2 protein-coding genes and 1 pseudogene are annotated in these 3,384 nt (G+C 40.5%); all 3 read left to right on the plus strand.

Features of this window, described 5'->3' with window-relative positions; genetic code table 11:
• Positions 1–978, plus strand: a pseudogene (locus ACFIQC_RS09390) (hypothetical protein); the annotation flags it as partial.
• Entirely contained in the window at positions 975–3,221 is a 2,247-nt protein-coding gene (locus tag ACFIQC_RS09395; protein ID WP_375707097.1) for a hypothetical protein, read from the plus strand. The pseudogene ACFIQC_RS09390 and the gene ACFIQC_RS09395, both read left to right, overlap by 4 nt.
• Before the next feature lie 14 nt (positions 3,222–3,235).
• Positions 3,236–3,384, plus strand: a 149-nt coding sequence (locus ACFIQC_RS09400) for a transglycosylase SLT domain-containing protein (RefSeq protein ID WP_375707098.1), incomplete at its 3' end; no start/stop codon positions are given.

Below are 3,384 nucleotides of genomic sequence, written 5' to 3' on the forward strand. Positions count from 1 at the left end.
TTTTTACAGTCCAATACTTATAAGTTTTTTCAATCAGATGCGTATCAGAAGCTCAAAGATCTTTTTGCAGGTATGGCAGAATCTTCATCAGACGGTTCTGGGTGGGATGCGCTTGCAAGTGGTGTGAAGCGTCTTAACGAAGGAGATAAACAAAGAGGGCAGGTTAATCAGACCGTCGATTATTTAAAGTCCAAAGGCTACAGTGATGAAGAAGCTGCTGTCATGGCACGGAATCCTCAAATGCTTAGTGCATTGCTCACAGGTGGTACAGATAGCATAAAACATTACAATGATGGAAGTTCGTTAATTGATGACCCAACATCACCCACGGGAAAGAGAGTGGTTTATCACCCTGGTGGGAAGGCGTATCTCGACAAAGAACGAGAAGCTGCTTTACGTCAACATAAAAACTTGTATGCAAAGGTTTTGCTAGAAGATATTGATTATGTGCAGGAATACCTTGAGAAATTTAAGAATAAGGCGACAGGTAATATAGCTTTAGCTGCTAGCTACGCGTTCTCAACGTCCGAACAATCGGATGTACGACAGGTTTTGGAATCAATACAATCTCGTATAGGGCTTGACCGTATAGATCAAATGAAAATGTTATCGCAAAGAGGGGCGCTAGGACTTGGAAATGTTAGCGATAAAGACATTGAAATGTTAAAAGAGTCTCTTGGGAAATTAAACTTACGTATGTCTACACGAGAGCTTAAACGGCGTTTGTCAACAATAAAAGATGTTTTATCAAGACTGAACCCTGAAGTACAAGGTATTGTATTAGGTAAGATTGAGGCTACAGAAAATAATATGAGAAATGCCGTTATGGCAGGAAATAACCAAAATTCTACCAATCAGGCGGGGTCACAAGGGAATGTTGCAAATTTTACAACTGTAAGCAGCATAGAACAAGCTAATAAAATGCCTATTGGGGTTGAGTTTATTTACAATGGTCAAGTTTACAAGAGGGCTAAATGATTAACAATAAGAATTCTCTTGTAGTTGATCGTGCATTAGGTGCTACGAACAATCAAGGTAAAAAAATATCAGAACTTGGTCCAAATTTTATCAATTTAGGTTCTGCTTCAGAATATGCGGCTAATCGAGAACGCTCATCAGAACTTGGACCGAATTTTATCAATTTAGGTTCTGTTTTAGAATATGCCAATCCTTCTTATGAAAATACTCTACTCTCTCCAGAGATTACACAAAGTGAAGCCTTTTGGAATTCTTTAAAGCATGGTTTGAGTTTTAATTTAGATGATGAAGTTGCGGGGATTGTAGCGGCGGGACGTGATGATGAGAATGAGAGTGCACTAAATGCTTTTAGAAAGGGGCTGTACAGATATTGGTTATCTGGTGATAAAAAATACGAAGAGAAGTATGAGAAAGAAGCCAATAGAATACGTGATTATCAACGTAGGATGAGTGATACGCATTATTGGACGTCTTTGTTAGGAAATGTTGTAGGGGCTGCTTTACCTTCACTTGCGACGTTAGGAACAGGAGCGGTTGCAGGACTAGCGGGGCGGATAGCGCCTCCTGCTACTTCAAAATTAGGTCAAGCATTTTTGAAAGCCGTTCCAACACCGGTAGGCACGGTAGGGAAACGGGTAGGCGCAGGAGTGAAATATGTAGGTGGGAAAGCCAGTCCGTTTTTAGGCATCACAAAAAACACAACACTTCCTCATTTGCTTAAAGTAGGGGCGGCATCTGGTGCATTACATGGAGCAGGTGAAGGGGTAGGGTTAGGTCATACACTTCAAAGTGCAGCAGTTGGTGGTGGTTTAGGAGCAGCAGGGACAGTGGTTGGCAGTGCTTTAGGTCATTTGGCTGGTTCTACTGTCGGTGGAATACGAAGACTTCTTTCTCCTTCTCATAAGCAAGGTGTTGCAACAGACACATTAAGAGAAATCAGTAAACATTTAGGTAAGGAGGCTTCTGAAGAGCTAGGAAACTCTTTTAAGAATGCAGTTCCTACCGATTACGTAGCTGATCATAGTCCTTTTTTACAGGATCTTGTTTTTGATATCGCGAAAAGAAACCAAGGAGCTTATCTTGATTTGACCAAAAGAGCTGGGCAGAGAGCGCTGGGAGGAGGAGAGCGTATTCATCAGGCAGCAGATGAACACTTTATTCCTCGTCAAAATGTTACAGGTTTAAAAGATGATCTTATCGCGAGTAGAGAAGCAGAATCACATACTCTTTATGAAATAGCCAAGAAAACGCCGATAGAAGAAAAATATTATGGTGCTCTTAATGAATTAATGAAGCGTCCATACTTCAAACAAGCTTATGATGAAGGACTAAAGCGGTTTATTACGGATGGCAACAACGTTAGTCCGTTTTCTTCTCAAAAATTTAGTCTCCTTAGGGAAAAACCAAACATGGGGGCTCTTCATAAGACTAAGGAGGTTGTCGATTTAATGATAAGGACCGAAAAGAGACAAGGAGATAATAGCCAAGTTCGCAGTTTAGTTGGTATCAAGAAAAAATTATTAGAGCTTATGGATGATATATCGTCTGAATATAAGAAGGGACGGGCATTATATCATCAATATAGTTCAGATGTAGATGCTATGGGCGAAGGAGAAAAAGTCCTTAGAAAGTCGGTTAATAAGGATAAATTCAGTAAAATTTTTGATGAATTACCAGAGGGACAACAAGAATACTTTAAAAAGGGATCAAGAGCAAAACTTTTACAAGGCATGGGTCAAACAAAAGATGAAGTGTCCAAGGCAAAGGAGATTTTTGGTACAAATGATCTATATGAACGATTTGCGAAGACTTATGGAGCAGATAAAGCTTCTGCTGTTAAGAAGGTTGTCGATAGAGAAGCTAATTATGCAGATTTTTATAACAGAATACCCAATCGTGTAGCGAATGAAAAGATCTCTTTTACGCATAATGTCAGTATGCCAACGGGTAAACATGATGCAGCTATACAAGTAGGAAAAGCTGCGGTGAAGGCTTCTTGGATTCCTTTCAAAGAGGCAGCGTTTAGAGAGCGTCAACGGATTGAAAAGGATGTTGTCAAATTGTTAACAGGGGGGACACAGATTCCGAATGATAAAATTGCAAAGCTCATTCAAGATATGATTAAAGCGCAAGAAAAGGGATACGCTACAAAAGAATGGGTGAAAAAGCTTTCTGCTGCGTTGCTTGGAGGAGGAGGAAAAACATTGGCTGGTCAATTTAATATGCTGAGTACACCAAGGTAGAAGAGGATAAAGCTATGACCCGTTATAGTCCTTCTGTTAATCAAGCGATACGGCAGACGGCAGCGCGTTATGGTTTGCCAGAGAGCTATTTATACCGTGTTGCGCAAGTTGAAAGTGGAGGCAATCCGAATGCAAGGAATCCCCGTTCTTCTGCGGGTGGGTT

Origin of the sequence: Bartonella sp. AA126HLJHH (genome assembly GCF_042197425.1) — a bacterium.
In the GTDB taxonomy this organism is placed as follows: Bacteria; Pseudomonadota; Alphaproteobacteria; order Rhizobiales; family Rhizobiaceae; genus Bartonella.